The organism is Aquabacterium sp. OR-4 (assembly GCF_025290835.2).
Taxonomy (GTDB): domain Bacteria; phylum Pseudomonadota; class Gammaproteobacteria; order Burkholderiales; family Burkholderiaceae_C; genus Pseudaquabacterium.
This window is the reverse complement of the sequence record NZ_JAOCQD020000001.1, coordinates 2,194,183-2,209,232: the sequence shown is the minus strand read 5'-3', so window position 1 is coordinate 2,209,232 and position 15,050 is coordinate 2,194,183. Positions and strand designations below refer to the sequence as shown.

The window sequence follows — 15,050 nt, the reverse complement described above, 5'->3', positions numbered from 1 at the left end:
GCCCGCCGGGCTGACCCCGGCTGTCAGCCTGCGTAAGGGACTCGGGCGCTATGCTGGCGCCCGATGCCCAGCACCGACTCCCGCGCCAGCGCCAGCTTCGAGCACACGCAGCGCTTCACGCGACGCCTGCACCGGCGCTACGGCCTGTTCACCGTGGGCGTGGTGGTGTTCGTGGGCATGCTCGCGGCGCTGGAGAAAAGCGGCTGGTCGCGCAACTGGATCGGCGCCAGCTTTCTGATCGCCACGGTGCTGGTGTATGCGGCCATCGGCCTGCTCAGTCGCACCACCGACGAGCTGGAGTACTACGTGGCCGGCCGCCGCGTGCCGGCCATGTACAACGGCATGGCCACCGCCGCCGACTGGATGAGCGCGGCGTCCTTCATCGGCACCGCCGGCGTGCTGTACCTGCAGGGCTTCAACGGCCTGGCCTACATCCTGGGCTGGACCGGCGGCTACTGCCTGGTGGCGGTGCTGCTGGCGCCGTACCTGCGGCGCTTCGGCCAGTTCACGATCCCTGACTTCATCGGCGCGCGCTACGGCGGGCGCTGGCCGCGGCTGATCGCGCTGACCGCCACCGTGCTGGTCAGCTTCGTCTACGTGGTGGTGCAGGTCTACGGCGTGGGCCTGATCACCTCGCACCTCACCGGCTTCTCGTTCGAGATCGGCATCTTCGTCGGCCTGGGCGGCGTGCTGGTGTGCAGCTTTCTGGGCGGCATGCGCGCCGTTACCTGGACCCAGGTGGCGCAGTACATCGTGCTGATCATCGCCTACACGGTGCCGGTGTTCTGGCTCAGCCAGCAGCAGACCGGCTCGTGGCTGCCGCTGCTCGACTACCGCCAGCAGCTGAGCATCGTCACCGAGCGCGAGACGGCCCTGCGGGTCGATCCGGCCGAGCTCGAGGTGCGCGAGCTGCTGACCGCGCGCGCCGCCGAGGCGCAGCGCAAGCTCACCGACGTGCCCGCGGCGATGGCCGCCGACAGCCTGCAGCGGGCCGCCGAGATCGAGCGCCTGCGCGCCGAGAACGCGCCGCTGGCGCGCATCCAGCAGGCCGAGCGTGCGCTCGAGCGCATGCCGCGCGCCGAGAGCGATGCGCGCGCCGCTTACCAGCGCGAGCTGGAGCAGTCGCGCGCGCAGGCGCGGCCGCTGGCCGGGCTGGCACCACAGGCCGAGGTGCCGGCCGACGACCCCAAGGGCAGCGGCTGGCCGCGTGCCAACTTCCTGGCCCTGGTGCTGTGCCTGATGCTGGGCACTGCCGCCATGCCGCATGTGCTGACCCGTTACTACACCACACCCACGGTGGCCGAGGCCCGGCGCTCGGTGGGCTGGTCGCTGATCTTCATCGTGCTGCTGTATGTCAGTGCGCCGGCGCTGGCGGTGATGGTCAAGTACCAGGTGTTCACCGAGCTGCTGGGCACCTCGTTCGGCAGCCTGCCCGACTGGCTGCGGCGCTGGAGCAAGCTCGACCCCAACCTGCTGGCCGTGGAAGACATCAATGGCGACGGTCTGCTGCAGCTGGCCGAGCTGCGCCTGGGTGCCGACCTGGTTGTGCTGGCCGCGCCCGAGCTGGGGGGCATGCCGCTGGTGGTGACCTACCTGGTGGCCGCCGGCGGACTGGCGGCCGCGCTGTCCACCGCCGATGGCCTGCTGCTGACCATCAGCAACGCGCTGGCGCACGACTTCTACTTCCGCATGGTCAACCCCAAGGCCTCGGCCATCAAGCGGGTGATGATGAGCAAGCTGATGGTGCTGTTCACCGCGGTGCTGGCGGCCTGGGTCGCCTCGCTGCGGCTGGCCGACATCCTGCCCTTCGTCACCGCGGCCTTCTCGCTGGCGGCGGCGGCGTTTTTTCCGGCGCTGGTGCTGGGCATCTTCTGGCGCCGCGCCAACCGCACCGGCGCGGTGGCCGGCATGCTGGCCGGCGTGGCCATGACGCTGTGGTACATGCTGCGCAACCTGCCCGGGCCGCGCGAGTGGTGGGGCCAGTGGATGGGCCTGGCCGGTGCCGCCAACGACGGCCGCTGGTTCGGCATCGACCCGATGGCCGCCGGCGTGTTCGGCGTGCCGGTGGGGTGCGCGGTGCTGGTGCTGGCCAGCCTGCTGGGCCGTCGGCCCGACGACGAGGGCCAGGCCCTGGTGGACGAGCTGCACCGGCCCCTGCCGGCCGCCGCGCGGGCCAGCCGTGGCTTTGCGCCGCCGTCCGCGCTATAATCATCGGCTTGCCCTTTTCATCCCTGCTGCACCGGCTGAAATCAGACGCCGCCGGGCAGCTTTCGTGAAGGCCTCATGCCGGACTCCATGCCGGAAGCGTGCTGCCGCGAAATCCACAAGGAGTGTTCATGCGTCATTACGAGATCGTGCTGCTGATCCATCCGGATCAAAGCGAGCAGGTTCCGGCCATGCTGGAACGTTACAAGGGTGTGGTCACCGCCGCTGGCGGCAAGGTGCACCGCGTCGAGGACTGGGGTCGCCGTCAGCTGGCCTACCAGATCCAGAAGCTGGCCAAGGCCCACTACGTGTGCCTGAACATCGAGACGACCAAGGAAATCCTGGTCGAGCTCGAGACCGGCTTCCGCTACAACGACGCCGTGCTGCGCCACCTCACCGTGGCCAAGGAAAAGGCCGAGACCACCCCGTCGGTGATGATGAAGGCGGTCGAGAAGGAAGAGGCCCGCAAGGCCGTCGTGTCCCAGGAGGCCGCGAGCTGATCGAGGCAGCAGCTGCCGCGCCCGATGCCGGCGCGCCAGGCATGAACCGCATGGTTCTGTCGGCGCAACTGCTCGAGCGAGGGGTCGTGCGCTACACGCCCGCCGGTCTTCCGGCACTCGACTGTCGATTGCTGCATGCATCGACCGTCACCGAGGACGGGCAGCCCCGCAAGGTCTCTCTCGAGATCCGCGCGGTGGCCATTGGCGAGATCACACGACCACTTGGTGCGCTGGCGCTGGGAGACCACGGCATCTTTGCCGGTTTTCTGGCCAGCATGCGCAACGGACGCGGCCTGCTCTTCCACATCACTTCGCTCAGCGCCGAGGCCTGACACATCCCTTTGTGGATTTCGGGCTCCGGTTCATCGCACATCAACGCATTCGCACAAGAGGTACACCATGGCCATGTCGCGTGGTAGGGGCAAAGGCTCCAAGGATCGCAAGCCCAAGCGCAACACGCAGTCGCTGCTGTTCAAGCGCAAGAAGTTCTGCCGTTTCACCGTCGCCAACGTCGTCTCGATCGACTACAAGGACGTGGATCAGCTGCGTGACTTCGTCGGCGAGAACGGCAAGATCACCCCGGCGCGCCTGACCGGCACCCGCGCTTATTACCAGCGTCAGCTGACCACGGCCATCAAGCGCGCCCGATTCCTGGCGCTGCTGCCGTACAGCGACCAGCACAAGGTCTGAAGGGAGCAACGACCATGCAAGTGATCCTGCTCGAGAAGGTTGCCAACCTGGGCAATCTGGGTGATGTGGTCAAGGTGAAGGACGGCTACGCCCGCAACTTCCTGATCCCCACCAAGCTGGCGCGTCGCGCCACCGAAGCCGCCATCAAAGAGTTCGAGGCCCGTCGCGCCGAGCTCGAGAAGGTGGCCGCCGAGAAGCTGTCCGTGGCGCAAGCCCTGGGCCAGCGCATGTCGGGCATCACCGTCAGCATCGGCCAGAAGGCCGGCGTCGACGGTCGTCTGTTCGGCTCGGTGACCAACGCCGATGTGGCCGACAGCCTGAAGAAGCTGGGCTACGACGTCGTCAAGTCCCAGGTGCGCATGCCCAACGGCCCGCTGAAGACCGTGGGCGAGCACCCGGTGTCGGTGGCCGCGCACACCGACGTGGTAGTTGAGATGACCGTCCAGGTCGTGGCTGCCGCCGACTGATCTCGCGTCTGCGCCGAGATTCACGTCCTTGAACGGGGCCGGTTGTACCGGCCCCGTTTTCATTGGTGGCGGCCGATTGCACGCGATCGGGCTTGTCCCCCGCTCATCCCCTGGATCTCCACAGCCTTGCCCACAGGCGCGTCGCGCCGTGCGGCTTATGATTTGCGAACGATGTCGACCGCCTTCCGCTCTGCTTCCTCCGGCCTCGCGCCGGGCCCCGATGGCGACGACGAGGTGGCGCGCCTGCGCGTGCCGCCGCACTCGATCGAAGCCGAGCAAAGCGTGCTCGGCGGCCTGCTGATCGACAACATGGCCTGGGATCGCGCCGGCGACCAGATCACCGAGGGCGATTTCTACCGCTGGGAGCACCGCGAGATCTTCATCGCCGTGGCCGGCCTGATCAACGCCAGCAAGCCGGCCGACGTGATCACCGTGTTCGAGCAGCTGCAAAGCCACGGCAAGGCCGAGCAGGTGGGTGGCCTGGCCTACCTGAACGCGCTGGCCCAGAGCGTGCCAAGCGCCGCCAACATGCGGCGTTATGCCGAGATCGTGCGCGAGCGCGCCATCCTGCGCAAGCTGATCAGCGCGTCGGACGAGATTGCCACCGCCGCCTTCAATCCGCAGGGCCGCGCGGTGTCGGCCGTGCTCGACGAGGCCGAGGGCAAGATCTTCAAGATCGGCGAAGAAGGCTCACGCAACAAGCAGGGCTTCATCGGCATCGACAAGCTGACGATGCAACTGATCGACCGCGTGACCGAGCTGGCCGAGAACGGCGCCGAAGAGGTGACCGGCGTGCGCACCGGCTACTTCGACTTCGACCGCATGACCGCCGGCATGCAAAAGGGCGACCTGATCATCCTGGCGGCGCGCCCGTCGATGGGCAAGACCGCCTTTGCGCTGAACATTGCCGAGGCGGTGGCCGTCAACGAAGGCCTGCCGGTGCTGGTGTTCTCGATGGAAATGGGCGCCTCGCAGCTGGCACTGCGCATGATCGGCTCGCTGGGTCGCATCGACCAGAGCGGCCTGCGCACCGGCCGCCTGCGCGACGACGAGTGGACCCGCCTGACCGAGGCCGCCGAGCGTCTGGGCAAGGCGCATCTGTTCATCGACGAGACCCCGGCGCTCAACCCGTCGGAGCTGCGCGCGCGTGCCCGCCGCATGGCGCGGCAGTTTGGCGGCACGCTGGGCCTGATCGTCATCGACTACCTGCAGCTGATGAGCGGCTCGTCTTCGTCGGCGGGCGAAAACCGCGCCACCGAGCTGAGCGAGATCTCGCGCAGCATGAAGGCCCTGGCCAAGGAGCTGCAGTGCCCGGTGATTGCGCTGTCGCAGCTGAACCGCTCGGTTGAAACCCGCCCCGACAAGCGGCCGATGATGAGCGACCTGCGCGAATCGGGCGCCATCGAGCAGGACGCGGACGTGATCATGTTCATCTACCGCGACGAGTACTACAACAAGGAGTCCAAGGAGCCGGGCGTGGCCGAGATCATCATCGCCAAGCAGCGTAACGGCCCGGTGGGCACGGTGAAGCTCACCTTCCTGAAGCCGCTGACCAAGTTCGACAACCTGGCCCCGGGCATGGCCAGCGGCGAGTACTGATCCGGCCTTGACCCGGCCTTGATCCGCCAGCGGCGCGTGCCGCCGCTGGACAAGCGCGATGCAGCTGTATAGATTTACAGTATGTCGCGCCGCTTCATCCCTATCCAGCCCTGCCACCCGCCGCAGGCGCAAGACCCGCTCAAGGGCCGCGGCACCGTCTGGGCCCTGCCGCACCGCTTCAACGCTGATCAGCGCGAAGGCTTCGACGACGGCTGGGGGCCGGCCAGCGACGACGACGCCTCAGGCGACGGCCCCATGCCGCCGCCCACCCAGGTGTTCGACGAGCAGGTCAAGAGCATCCTCAGCGCCAACAACTCGCCCGACATCGGCTTTGATCTGTCGATCAACCCCTACCGCGGTTGCGAGCATGGTTGCATCTACTGCTACGCGCGGCCGACGCACAGCTATCTGAACCTGTCGCCCGGCATCGACTTCGAGACCCACATCGTGGCCAAGGTCAACGCCGTGGCGCGGTTGCGCCAGGCCCTGGCCGCGCCGGGCTATGTGCCCAAGGCGCTGAACATCGGCTCGGTCACCGATGCCTACCAACCGGTGGAGCGCCGGTTGCGCATCACGCGTGGCCTGATCGAGGTGCTGGGCGAATACCGCCATGCGTTCTCGGTGATCACCAAGTCGGCCGGCGTCGAGCGCGACCTCGACCTGATCGCGCCACTGGCCGCGCAGGGCCTGGCCTCGGTGCATGTGTCGGTCACCACGCTCGACGCCGGGCTGGCGCGGCTGATGGAGCCCCGGGCAGCCAGCCCGGCACGCCGCCTGCTCACCATCCGGCGGTTGGCCGACGCCGGCGTGCCGGTGGGGGTGAGCGTGTCGCCGATGGTGCCGTTTCTGAACGAACCCGAGCTCGAACGCATTCTGGAAGCCGCGCGCGAGGCCGGTGCCAGCTCGGCCTTCTGCATCGTGCTGCGCCTGCCGTGGGAGGTGAACCCGCTGTTCCAGCACTGGCTGAATCAGCACTTTCCAGACCGTGCAGCCCGCGTGATGGCCCGCGTGCGCGAGATGCGCGGCGGCCAGGACAACACCAGCCGCTTCGGCGAGCGCATGATCGGCTCGGGCGTGTGGGCGCAGCTGCTGCGCCAGCGCTTTCACAAGGCCTGCGCGCGGCTGGGCCTGTCACGCGCGCGCGCGCCGCTGGATTTGTCGCAGTTCAGCCGGCCGGCGGATGCCGGCATGGCCAGCACACGGGCCCGGCCCGGCCAGGGCGCCAGCGCCGCCATGGCGGCGCCGCTGCAGCCGGCGCAGGGCAGCCTGTTCTAGCGATTGGCGATTGGCGATTGGCGATTGGCGATTGGCGATTGGCGATTGGCGATTGGAGGCTGCGGCCTGCTGCTGCGCGACCGGTTGTTGCAGCCTGGTCAGTCCACCGGCTCGGCCCATTCGCGGGCGCGGTCATCGGCGCTGAGCATCGGGGCCAGGTCAGGTGCCGGCGCCATGCTGTTCAGGCGCAGCACCATGCCACCGGCGCTGCGGCCGCTGCGGCGCATGCCGGCGGTCACGGTGATCGGCCGGCACACGGTGTCGCGCAACTCGTTGGCGTGCAGGCGCAGCACCATGCGCGGCGAGGCCTCGGCGTCGGCCGGTTCGGGCCCCAGCAGGTGCAGGGCCAGGTTGATCAGGCGCGGGTTCATCGTGCGCTCGGCATCGTTCAGCAGGGCCTGCAGGGCCAGGATCTCGTCGCCGTCGGGTGCGCGCTGGCGGTGCCGCTGGGCCAGCGATTCGACGGCGTCGATGCCTTTTTCAAGCAGGCGCAGCACCGGCGTGTTGCGTGCGGCCAGGCCACGCAGCGCAGCGCAGGCGGCCGGCGAGGCCGCGTGCCGCTGCGCCAGCTCGGAAATCACCCGCTCCTGGCGTGCCGCGCCCAGCTCCTGCTGCGGAAACCGGCACCAGACGGCCACCGACAACAGCGCGGCTTCGACGTCGAAGTCGGCATCGTGGCGCTCGTCGACCAGGGCATCGAGCTGCGACAGCGCCTCGTCGGCATGCATCTGCACCAGCGACACCAGCATCTCGGCGGCCGACAGCAGGCGCTTGAGCCGGCGCGAGGCCGGGTAGCGCTGCTGCATCGCCACCAGGCCCTTGCGCGCGTCGATCAGGCCCTTGGCCGCGCCGGCATCGAAGTACAGCAGGGCCAGGAACATCCAGCTCATCGCGTCGAACAGGCGCGACTGCGGGTCGATCGACCGGGTGCGTTCCAGCATGTCCAGCGCCAGCGAGTCCTGCCGCTGGTAGAAGGCCATCGCGCCGCAGGACTGCAGGCGCAGCATGCAGTAGGGCGTGAGCTCGACAGCGCGGCGGCTGGCCGCCAGTGCGGCATCGAATTCGCCGTTTTCGATGGCCAGGCCGCTGCGCACGTCCAGCAGGTCGGGGGATTCGGCGCCGCTCTCGGTCAGCGCATCGAGCTGCTGCTGCGCCACCGGCAGCTGGCCCAGCGCCAGCGCGCTGCGCGCCAGGCCCAGCCGGGCCCACATGGCGCCCGTGCTGTCGGCCTGCAGCTGGAACAGCCGGCTGGCCTCGTCCACGCGCCGGTGCCGCAGCTGCAGCTCGGCGGCGGTGCGCAGGCACAGCGTGGCGAACTGGCCCTGCTGGGCGTGGTGGGCCAGGCAGGCGGCCACCGCGGCATCCAGATCACCGCGGTTGAGGGCCTCGAACAGCGGTGCCAGCACCTGCTTGCGGTGGCGAGCGGCCTGCAGGCGGATGAGCAGGTCGTTGGCGCGGTAGGGGCGCAGCAGGTAGCTGTCGAGCGCGGCCTCGGCGGCCTCGGTCACGCGGGTGAAGGTGGCCTCGCCGGCCAGCATCAGAAACACCGTGGTGTGCGGCAGCAGCGCATCGCGGCGCAGTTCTTCCAGCAGTTGCTGGCCGTCCATGCCGCTGCCGTCCAGGCGGTCGGCGCAGAGCACGAAGTCGTAGTGGGTGCGTTCCAGCTTTTCGCGGCCGTCGATCAGGCCGCGCGCAGTGTCGACAGCGGCAATGCCGAAGTCGCGCAACTGCTGCGAGATGGTGTGCCGCATTGCGGCGCTGCACTCGATGACGAGCGCGCGGGTACCGGCAAAGGCTGTGACTTCGGACATGGCCGGCAACTGCTCCGAAAAATGGCACCCTGGCATCGCCCCCGGCCGCAGCATGCGGAGGGGGCGCCAGGTCTGCGGTTTTCGGCCGCCAGTGGCCGGATCTGCAGTGGTCCGTCGTGTTCAGCCGCTCAAGCCGGCCGGGCGTGCGACGAGGTTGACAGTTTGTGTGCCACCTCGGCCGCCGCGGCGTTTACTTGAACAGGTCCTTGACCCGGTCGGTCCAGCTCTTGGCGTTGGGCGAGTGTTTCTCGCCGCCCTTCTTGAGCGAGTCGTCCAGCTCCTTGAGCAGCTTGCGCTGGTGCTCGGTGAGCTTGACCGGGGTCTCCACCGCCACGTGGGCGTAGAGGTCGCCGGGGTAGCTCGAGCGCAGGCCCTTGATGCCCTTGCCGCGCAGGCGGAAGGTCTTGCCGTGCTGGGTGCCTTCGGGCAGCTCGATCTCGGCCTTGCCGGCCAGCGTGGGCACCTCGATCGTGCCGCCCAGCGCCACGGTGGTGAACGACACCGGCACCGTGCAGTGCAGGTCGTCGCCATCGCGTTCGAAGATGTCGTGCTCCTTGATGCGGATCTCGATGTAGAGATCGCCCGCGGGGCCGCCATTGGTGCCGGGCTCGCCGTTGCCGGCCGAGCGGATGCGCATGCCTTCGTTGATGCCGGCCGGAATCTTGACCTCCAGCGTCTTCTGGCGCTTGATCTTGCCGGCGCCATTGCAGGTGGTGCAGGGCTCGGGGATCACCTTGCCGTTGCCGTGGCAGTGCGGGCAGGTCTGCTGGATGCTGAAGAAGCCCTGGCGCATGTGCACCGTGCCCGCGCCATTGCAGGTGGGGCAGGTCTTGACGCTGGTGCCGGGCTTGGCGCCGGTGCCGTGGCAGGTGTCGCAGCTGTCCCAGCTGGGGATGCGGATCTGCGCCTCCTTGCCGTTGGCGGCCTCTTCGAGCGAGATCTCCATCGCGTAGCTGAGGTCGGCGCCACGGTAGACCTGCTGGCCACCACCGCCGCCGCCACGCCGGCCGCCGTTGAAGATGTCGCCGAAGATGTCGCCAAAGGCCTCGGCAAAACCGCCAAAGCCTTCAGCGCCCGGGCCGCCACGGCCCATGGCGCTGTTGGGGTCGACCCCGGCGTGGCCGTACTGGTCGTAGGCCGCGCGCTTGGGCGGCTCGGAGAGCATCTCGTAGGCCTCCTTGACCTCCTTGAATTTCTCCTCGGCCTTCTTGGCGTCGTCACCCTGGTTGCGGTCAGGGTGGTACTTCATGGCCAGCTTGCGGTAGGCCTTCTTGATGTCTTCGTCCGAGGCGTTCTTGGCGACGCCAAGCACCTCGTAGTAGTCGCGCTTTGCCATGGAAGTTCTCTGTCTTGATCAAGCAGGAACGCCGCGGCGGACTGGGGGCTTCGCGCCCACAGGCCCGCTCGCGGCGGTTCGGGGAGCGGTGGGCCGGTGCATCGGCACCGGGCCCGCCGCGTCCATCACTTGCGGACTTCCTTGAACTCCGCGTCCACCACGTCGTCGTCGGCCTTCTTGCCACCGGCCGAGGCACCGGCGGCACCGGCGGCTGCCGCTGCGGCGGCCTCGGGGCCGGCACCGGCACCTGCGGCACCGGCCGCAGCCTGCTGGTCGGCGTACATCTTCTCGCCCAGCTTCTGGCTGGCGGTCATCAGCGTCTCGACCTTGGCGTCGATGGCGGCCTTGTCCTCGCTCTTGAGCGATTCTTCGGCGTCCTTCAGCGCGGCCTCGATCTTGGCCTTTTCGTCGGCGTCGAGCTTGTCACCGTAGTCGGTGAGGCTCTTCTTCACCGAGTGGATCATGCCGTCGGCCTGGTTGCGCGCGGTGGCCAGCTCGAACTTCTTGTGGTCCTCGGCGGCGTTGACCTCGGCGTCCTTGACCATCTTCTCGATCTCGGCCTCCGACAGGCCCGAGTTGGCCTTGATGGTGATCTTGTTTTCCTTGCCCGAGGCCTTGTCCTTGGCGCCCACGTGCAGGATGCCGTTGGCGTCGATGTCGAAGCTCACCTCGATCTGCGGCAGGCCGCGCGGTGCCGGCGGGATGCCTTCGAGGTTGAACTCGCCCAGCATCTTGTTGCCCACCGCCATCTCGCGCTCGCCCTGGAAAACCTTGATCGTCACGGCCGGCTGGTTGTCGTCGGCGGTGGAGAAGGTCTGGGCAAACTTGGTCGGGATGGTGGTGTTCTTCTTGATCATCTTGGTCATCACGCCGCCCAGGGTTTCGATGCCCAGGCTCAGCGGGGTGACGTCCAGCAGCAGCACGTCCTTGCGGTCGCCCGACAGCACCTGGCCCTGCACGGCGGCGCCCACGGCCACGGCCTCGTCGGGGTTGACGTCCTTGCGCGGCTCCTTGCCGAAGAAGTCCTTGACCTGCTCCTGCACCTTGGGCATGCGGCTCTGGCCACCGACGAGGATGATGTCGTCGATGTCCGAGACCTTCACGCCGGCGTCCTTGATGGCCACGCGGCAGGGCTCGATGGTGCGGGTGATCAGCTCTTCCACCAGGGCCTCGAGCTTGGCGCGGGTGAGCTTGATGTTCAGGTGCTTGGGGCCCGAGGCGTCGGCCGTGATGTAGGGCAGGTTGACGTCGGTCTGCGTGTTGCTGGACAGCTCGATCTTGGCCTTCTCGGCGGCTTCCTTCAGGCGCTGCAGGGCCAGCACGTCCTTGCTCAGGTCGACGCCTTGTTCCTTCTTGAACTCGGTGACGATGAAATCGATGATGCGCTGGTCGAAGTCTTCGCCGCCCAGGAAGGTGTCGCCGTTGGTGCTCAGCACCTCGAACTGCTTTTCGCCGTCGACGTCGGCGATCTCGATGATCGAGATGTCGAAGGTGCCGCCGCCCAGGTCGTACACGGCGATCTTGCGGTCGCCCTTGCCGTGCTTGTCCAGGCCGAAGGCCAGGGCCGCGGCGGTGGGCTCGTTGATGATGCGCTTGACGTCCAGGCCGGCAATGCGGCCGGCGTCCTTGGTGGCCTGGCGCTGGCTGTCGTTGAAGTAGGCCGGCACCGTGATCACGGCCTCGGTCACTTCTTCGCCAAGGTAGTCCTCGGCGGTCTTCTTCATCTTGCGCAGCACCTCGGCGCTGACCTGCGGCGGTGCCAGCTTCTTGCCGCGCACTTCCACCCAGGCGTCGCCGTTGTCGGCAGCGGCGATGGTGTAGGGCATCAGGTCGATGTCCTTCTGCACTTCCTTCTCGGTGAACTTGCGGCCGATCAGGCGCTTCACCGCGTACAGCGTGTTGCGGGGGTTGGTGACGGCCTGGCGCTTGGCGCTGGCGCCCACCAGCACCTCACCGTCCTCCTGGTAGGCGATGATCGACGGCGTGGTGCGCGCACCCTCGCTGTTCTCGATCACCTTGGTGGTGTTGCCTTCCATGATGGCCACGCACGAGTTGGTGGTGCCCAGGTCGATGCCGATGATCTTGCCCATGTTCTTGCTCCGTGAGAGTTGGATTCGGTTGTCTTGGAGTTGTGGTTGCCGGTGGCGCTTTCAAGGGTGCGGCGCGCCGGCCTTTGCGTCAGGTCAGTGGGCGCTTCACTTCGGAGCGGCCACGGTCACCAGGGCCGGCCGCAGCACGCGGTCAGCGATCAGGTAGCCCTTTTGCAGCACGGCCACCACGGTGTTGGCGTCTTGCTCGGCCGGCACCACGCTGATCGCCTGGTGCTGGTGCGGATCGAACTTGGTGCCCGCCGGCGGCGCGATCTGCACCACCTTGTTGCGCTCAAGCGCCTGGGTCAGCTGGCGCAGCGTGGCGTGCACGCCTTCGAGCACCTGCTCCACCTTGGCGTCGGGCATGGCAATGGCGGCCTGCATGCTGTCCATCACCGGCAACAGGCTCTCGGCAAAGGACTCGACCGCGAACTTGCGCACCTTGCTCACCTCGTCCTCGGTGCGGCGGCGAATGTTCTCGGTCTCGGCCTTGGCGCGCAGGTAGGCGTCCGACATCTCGGTGTGCTTGGCCTGCAAATCGGCCAACTGCTGTTCGAGCGAGGGCTCGGCGGCGGCGGCCGCCGCGTCGAGCTTGAGTTCGGGCGCGCCGGTGGCGGCCTGGGCGGCCGCAGCGGCGGCTGCGCTCAGGGCGTCGTCATCGGGCAGGGCGGAAGACGGCTGGTTCTCCGGGGTCATCTCGGTGGCCTTGGCGGTTTTTTTGAAAGGGTTGAACACGATTGCAGGCGAGGTGGGGGGCGTTGCCCGCGTTTCAAGAGGGGTGAAATGAAACTGTGCTGCACGCGGCGGTGTCGGCGGCGGCTGCGCCGGCGGGCCGGCGCCGGGGGGCGCCTGGCGGCACCGGGTGGCCGGCGGGGCGTGCGCTCAGGCGTCGTCGAGCTCGGCGCGCCAGCGCTGCCAGCCGGGCAGGGGCGGCGCGTCGCCGGCCTGCAGGCCGTCCTGCACGCGTTCGAGGTCGCGGCGGTTGCGTTTGGTGGGTCGGCCCTGGCGGCTGGCGGCAATGGCCAGTGCGGGCTCGGCGGCCAGGCGGCGCGCCTCGGCGGCCTGCTGGCGCGCGGCCAGGCTGTCGGCGGTTTCTTCGTACAGCGCCTGCGCCACCGGGGCGGGGCCGCGCACGGCGCTCAGGGCGCGCACCACCACCGTGCGCCGCACCGGGCCCTGGCGGATCTCGAGCACATCGCCCGGGCGCAGGTTGCGCGACGGCTTGGCCGCCTGGCCATTGACCGCGATGCGGCCCTTGTCGATGTCGTCGGCGGCCAGCGAGCGGGTCTTGTAAAAACGCGCGGCCCACAGCCATTTGTCCAGGCGCAGGCCGTCGGAGGTGGACTGGAGCGTGGCGGCGGCGGAACTCATGGCGCCGGATTGTCGGCGATCACGCGCGCGTGGTGGCCTGGCGCCGGCGCCAGGGCCCCACGGCAACAGCCGGCCCGCGGGCCGGCTGGGGTGTGCGGCCCGCGCTGGGGGGCTGCCGCCGGGGTGTGGCCCGCAGGCCACAGGCCATCAGGCCATCAGGCGCAGCACCAGCGCGGCGGCCAGCAGCGACACCAGGTAGTAACCGCCGTTGATGGCCAGCAGGCGCAGCGAGAACTTCTCCCAGGCCAGGCGGTGCAGCAGCACCGGCAGCACAAAGCCCAGCCAGCTGAAACCCGAGGCCGACAGCACCTGCTCGGCCGCGCCCGGGCCGGGCACGGTCAGGCCCCAGGCCTTGGGGTGCCACACGGCCATGCTGTTGGCCAGCACCATGCTCATCAGCAGCGCGCCCACCGCGGTGAGCACCAGGCCGCGCGCCAGCGCCGCGCCACCGGGGCTGTGATCGGGCGGCAGGCCCATCTCCTGCGCCCATTGGCGGCCAAACAACGGCGTGTACCAGACGTAGCTGATCATGAAGATGGCCAGTGCGGCAGCGGCAATGGCCAGGGGATTCGGGTTGATGATGGGCATGGGCAGGCCGCAAGGGCGAAGAAGTGTGACAACGGGGGCACTTTAGTCAGCGCGTTCAGCGGCCACAATCGCCGCCGCGGCTCATTCAGACCGAACGGCAGGTTAGGAATGCAGCGCAAACCAGACGAATGGCCGGGAGGGCCTGCATGGAGAGCTTGCGGGGCATGGTGAGTTTTGTGCACACGGCGCGCGGGGGCAGCTTTGCGCGCGCGGCCGAGGCGCTGGGTGTCTCGGCGGTGGCCGTCAGCCGCAATGTGGCGCGGCTCGAGGCGCAACTGGGCGTGCGCCTGTTTGCCCGCACCACGCGGCAGCTGTCGCTCAGCGCCGAAGGGGCGGCGCTGCTGGCGGAGTGCGAGGCGCCGCTGGCCTCGCTGGACGCCGCCTTCCAGAACCTGCGTGGCGGCGTGGCCGCGGCCACCGGCACGGTGCGGGTGACGGCGGTGTCGCCCTATGTGCGGGGCTATCTGGCGGCCGGCCTGGCGGATTTTCATGCCCGGCACCCGCAGGTGGTGCTCGACATCGAGTGCAGCGAGCAGGTGAGTGATCTGGTGGCGGCGCGTTTTGACGTGGGCATCCGCATCGGGCCGCTGCGCGACGCCGGTTACGTGGCCCGGCCGCTGGGCCCGCTGGCCCTGGTGCTGTGCGCATCGCCGGGTTTTGCGGCCCGGCCCGATCTGCCCGACGAGCTGCCCGAGCTGGCGCGCCGCCATGGCCTCGGCCTGAAGCCGGCTGGCGACAGCCAGGCCGCGCCCTGGTGGCTGCAGCGCGACGGTGGCGTGCAGCCGCTGGTGGTGGGCGGGCCGCTGGTGTGCAACGACTTCAGCACGCTGATCGCCGCCTGCGCGGCGGGCCTGGGCGTGGCCCAGGTGCCGCTGGTGGCGGCGCTGCCGCAGCTGCGGGCCGGCGCGCTGCGGGTGCTGCACCCGCACTGCGCGCCGCGCGGGCTGCAGCTGTTCCTGCATTACCCCGACCGGCAGTTGCCGACGCGGGTGCGGGTGTTTGTGGACTTCGTGCTGGGCACGGCGCACAGCCACCCCGACCTGGCCCTGCTGCCCGAGCAGTTTGCGGCCCTGGCGCCAGCCTGAGGGCCGCGCGGCGCAGCCCGGCTGGCGTTGCGG

General features: G+C 69.0%; 14 protein-coding genes. 8 read left to right on the top strand and 6 right to left on the bottom strand.

Translation table 11 applies throughout. The features are described from left to right. Positions 1–63 precede the first annotated feature (63 nt). The 7 genes from N4G63_RS09585 to N4G63_RS09555 all read left to right on the top strand — a co-directional run bounded on the left by N4G63_RS09585 (position 64) and on the right by N4G63_RS09555 (position 6,736). Positions 64–2,208: a sodium:solute symporter family protein gene (locus N4G63_RS09585; protein ID WP_314599621.1), complete on the top strand. Its 2,145-nt coding sequence runs from the start codon at positions 64–66 to the stop codon at positions 2,206–2,208. A 128-nt stretch (positions 2,209–2,336) separates the two neighbouring features. After that, entirely contained in the window at positions 2,337–2,705 is a 369-nt protein-coding gene (gene rpsF, locus N4G63_RS09580) for a 30S ribosomal protein S6 (protein WP_260788084.1), read from the top strand. Between the two features lie 41 nt (positions 2,706–2,746). After that, on the top strand, positions 2,747–3,037 hold the full coding sequence (gene priB, locus N4G63_RS09575) for a primosomal replication protein N (protein WP_260788083.1): 291 nt from the start codon (positions 2,747–2,749) through the stop codon (positions 3,035–3,037). Positions 3,038–3,104: 67 nt separating this feature from the next. Beyond that, positions 3,105–3,395, top strand: coding sequence for a 30S ribosomal protein S18 (rpsR, locus tag N4G63_RS09570; RefSeq protein ID WP_260788080.1), 291 nt, complete (start codon positions 3,105–3,107; stop codon positions 3,393–3,395). Positions 3,396–3,409: 14 nt separating this feature from the next. Beyond that, positions 3,410–3,862 (top strand): 50S ribosomal protein L9, encoded by a 453-nt coding sequence (gene rplI / locus N4G63_RS09565; protein WP_260788079.1) that lies wholly within the window; start codon positions 3,410–3,412, stop codon positions 3,860–3,862. A gap of 171 nt (positions 3,863–4,033) precedes the next feature. Then, on the top strand, positions 4,034–5,461 hold the full coding sequence (gene dnaB / locus N4G63_RS09560) for a replicative DNA helicase (RefSeq protein WP_260788078.1): 1,428 nt from the start codon (positions 4,034–4,036) through the stop codon (positions 5,459–5,461). An 81-nt stretch (positions 5,462–5,542) separates the two neighbouring features. Continuing rightward, positions 5,543–6,736 (top strand): PA0069 family radical SAM protein, encoded by a 1,194-nt coding sequence (locus tag N4G63_RS09555; protein ID WP_260788077.1) that lies wholly within the window; start codon positions 5,543–5,545, stop codon positions 6,734–6,736. Positions 6,737–6,834: 98 nt separating this feature from the next. Here N4G63_RS09555 and N4G63_RS09550 read toward each other — a convergent pair whose 3' ends face one another. From N4G63_RS09550 to N4G63_RS09525, 6 genes are all read right to left on the bottom strand, one after another. Further along, positions 6,835–8,547 carry a response regulator gene (locus tag N4G63_RS09550; RefSeq protein ID WP_260788075.1) on the bottom strand — a complete coding sequence of 571 codons (1,713 nt, stop codon included), beginning with the start codon at positions 8,545–8,547 and terminating at the stop codon, positions 6,835–6,837. Between the two features lie 190 nt (positions 8,548–8,737). After that, positions 8,738–9,883 carry a molecular chaperone DnaJ gene (dnaJ, locus tag N4G63_RS09545; RefSeq protein WP_260788074.1) on the bottom strand — a complete coding sequence of 382 codons (1,146 nt, stop codon included), beginning with the start codon at positions 9,881–9,883 and terminating at the stop codon, positions 8,738–8,740. A gap of 125 nt (positions 9,884–10,008) precedes the next feature. Beyond that, complete coding sequence (dnaK, locus tag N4G63_RS09540; protein ID WP_260788073.1) at positions 10,009–11,973, bottom strand: molecular chaperone DnaK; 1,965 nt, start codon at positions 11,971–11,973, stop codon at positions 10,009–10,011. Positions 11,974–12,078: 105 nt separating this feature from the next. Then, a complete protein-coding gene (gene grpE / locus N4G63_RS09535; protein ID WP_260788071.1) occupies positions 12,079–12,669 on the bottom strand; it encodes a nucleotide exchange factor GrpE in 591 nt (196 codons plus the stop codon). Between the two features lie 186 nt (positions 12,670–12,855). Then, positions 12,856–13,344: an Hsp15 family ribosome-associated heat shock protein gene (locus tag N4G63_RS09530; protein WP_260788070.1), complete on the bottom strand. Its 489-nt coding sequence runs from the start codon at positions 13,342–13,344 to the stop codon at positions 12,856–12,858. A gap of 147 nt (positions 13,345–13,491) precedes the next feature. Then, positions 13,492–13,932 (bottom strand): DUF1761 domain-containing protein, encoded by a 441-nt coding sequence (locus N4G63_RS09525; protein WP_260788069.1) that lies wholly within the window; start codon positions 13,930–13,932, stop codon positions 13,492–13,494. 146 nt (positions 13,933–14,078) lie between these two features. On the opposite strand from N4G63_RS09525, the gene N4G63_RS09520 reads away from it, so the two are divergent. Further along, entirely contained in the window at positions 14,079–15,017 is a 939-nt protein-coding gene (locus N4G63_RS09520; protein WP_260788068.1) for a LysR family transcriptional regulator, read from the top strand. Positions 15,018–15,050 lie beyond the last annotated feature (33 nt).

Excerpts from the sequence above, each read along its gene's own strand:
- N4G63_RS09520 (WP_260788068.1), top strand. The coding sequence starts at position 14,079 with ATGGAGAGCTTGCGGGGCATGGTGAGTTTTGTGCACACGGCGCGCGGG.
- dnaK (WP_260788073.1), bottom strand. The coding sequence starts at position 11,973 with ATGGGCAAGATCATCGGCATCGACCTGGGCACCACCAACTCGTGCGTG.
- N4G63_RS09525 (WP_260788069.1), bottom strand. The coding sequence starts at position 13,932 with ATGCCCATCATCAACCCGAATCCCCTGGCCATTGCCGCTGCCGCACTG.
- rpsF (WP_260788084.1), top strand. The coding sequence starts at position 2,337 with ATGCGTCATTACGAGATCGTGCTGCTGATCCATCCGGATCAAAGCGAG.
- N4G63_RS09555 (WP_260788077.1), top strand. The coding sequence starts at position 5,543 with ATGTCGCGCCGCTTCATCCCTATCCAGCCCTGCCACCCGCCGCAGGCG.
- dnaJ (WP_260788074.1), bottom strand. The coding sequence starts at position 9,883 with ATGGCAAAGCGCGACTACTACGAGGTGCTTGGCGTCGCCAAGAACGCC.
- N4G63_RS09585 (WP_314599621.1), top strand. The coding sequence starts at position 64 with ATGCCCAGCACCGACTCCCGCGCCAGCGCCAGCTTCGAGCACACGCAG.
- dnaB (WP_260788078.1), top strand. The coding sequence starts at position 4,034 with ATGTCGACCGCCTTCCGCTCTGCTTCCTCCGGCCTCGCGCCGGGCCCC.
- grpE (WP_260788071.1), bottom strand. The coding sequence starts at position 12,669 with ATGACCCCGGAGAACCAGCCGTCTTCCGCCCTGCCCGATGACGACGCC.
- rpsR (WP_260788080.1), top strand. The coding sequence starts at position 3,105 with ATGGCCATGTCGCGTGGTAGGGGCAAAGGCTCCAAGGATCGCAAGCCC.
- N4G63_RS09550 (WP_260788075.1), bottom strand. The coding sequence starts at position 8,547 with ATGTCCGAAGTCACAGCCTTTGCCGGTACCCGCGCGCTCGTCATCGAG.
- rplI (WP_260788079.1), top strand. The coding sequence starts at position 3,410 with ATGCAAGTGATCCTGCTCGAGAAGGTTGCCAACCTGGGCAATCTGGGT.
- N4G63_RS09530 (WP_260788070.1), bottom strand. The coding sequence starts at position 13,344 with ATGAGTTCCGCCGCCGCCACGCTCCAGTCCACCTCCGACGGCCTGCGC.
- priB (WP_260788083.1), top strand. The coding sequence starts at position 2,747 with ATGAACCGCATGGTTCTGTCGGCGCAACTGCTCGAGCGAGGGGTCGTG.